Here is a 1,474-nt window from a genome sequence, read left to right on the forward strand (position 1 = left end):
GGCGACCGAGGCGCAGCACGCCAAGGGGAAGTTGACGGCGCGCGAGCGGATCGATCTGTTGCTGGATCCGGGGTCGTTCCATGAGGTGGAGCCGTTGCGGCGGCACCGGGCGACGGGTTTCGGTCTGGAGGCGAAGAAGCCGCACACCGATGGTGTGATCGTGGGCTGGGGGACGGTGCACGGGCGGACGGTGTTCACGTACGCGCACGATTTCCGGATCTTCGGGGGTGCGTTGGGTGAGGCGCACGCGCAGAAGATCCACAAGATCATGGACATGGCGATCGCGGCGGGTGCGCCGTTGGTGTCGTTGAACGACGGTGCGGGTGCGCGGATCCAGGAGGGCGTCACCGCGCTTGCGGGGTACGGGGGGATCTTCCAGCGCAACACGCGGGCGTCGGGGGTGATCCCGCAGATCTCGGTGATGCTGGGTCCGTGTGCGGGTGGGGCTGCCTACAGTCCGGCGTTGACGGACTTCGTGTTCATGGTGCGGGAGACCTCGCAGATGTTCATCACGGGTCCCGACGTGGTGCAGGCGGTGACGGGGGAGAAGATCTCGCAGAACGGTCTGGGCGGTGCGGACGTGCACTCGTCGGTGTCGGGGGTGTCGCACTTCGCGTACGACGACGAGCCCTCGTGCATCGAGGAGGTGCGGTACCTGCTGTCGATGCTGCCGCAGAACAACCGGGAGATGCCGCCGGCGTCGGCGGGTGAGGATCCGGTGGACCGTCGGTGTGAGGCGTTGCTGGACCTGGTGCCGGCGGACGGGAACCGTCCCTACGACATGCGCAAGGTGATCGAGGAGGTCGTCGACCACGGCGAGTACCTGGAGATCCACGAGCGGTGGGCGACGAACGTGATCGTGGCGCTGGCGCGCATCGACGGTCACGTGGTGGGTCTGATCGCCAATCAGCCGCAGTCGCTGGCGGGGGTGTTGGACATCAACGCCTCGGAGAAGGCGGCGCGGTTCGTGCAGATGTGCGACGCGTTCAACATCCCGTTGGTGACGATGCTGGACGTGCCGGGGTTCCTGCCGGGGGTGGACCAGGAGCACGAGGGGATCATCCGGCACGGCGCGAAGCTGCTGTACGCGTACTGCAACGCGACGGTGCCGCGGATCCAGTTGATCCTGCGCAAGGCGTACGGCGGGGCGTACATCGTGATGGACTCGCGCTCGATCGGGGCGGACCTGTCGTTCGCGTGGCCGACCAACGAGATCGCGGTGATGGGGGCGGAGGGCGCGGCGAACGTGATCTTCCGTCGGGACATCGCGGGCGCGGACGATCCGGAGGCGATGCGGGCGCGCCGGATCAAGGAGTACAAGAGCGAGTTGATGCACCCGTACTACGCGGCCGAGCGTGGTCTGGTGGACGACGTGATCGACCCGGCCGAGACCCGTTCGGTGCTCGCCGCCTCGCTGGCCATGCTCCGCACCAAGCACGCCGACCTGCCCTCCCGCAAGCACGGCAACCCGCCG

The 1,474-nt window shown here is 67.8% G+C and carries 1 protein-coding gene; it reads left to right on the forward strand.

What is annotated here, in order from left to right:
• On the forward strand, nt 1-1,474 hold a 1,474-nt coding region (locus tag ABD323_RS41060), incomplete at both ends, for an acyl-CoA carboxylase subunit beta (RefSeq protein WP_344447202.1).

The sequence above is a fragment of the Kitasatospora nipponensis genome, from assembly GCF_039528135.1.
In the GTDB taxonomy this organism is placed as follows: domain Bacteria; phylum Actinomycetota; class Actinomycetes; order Streptomycetales; family Streptomycetaceae; genus Kitasatospora; species Kitasatospora nipponensis.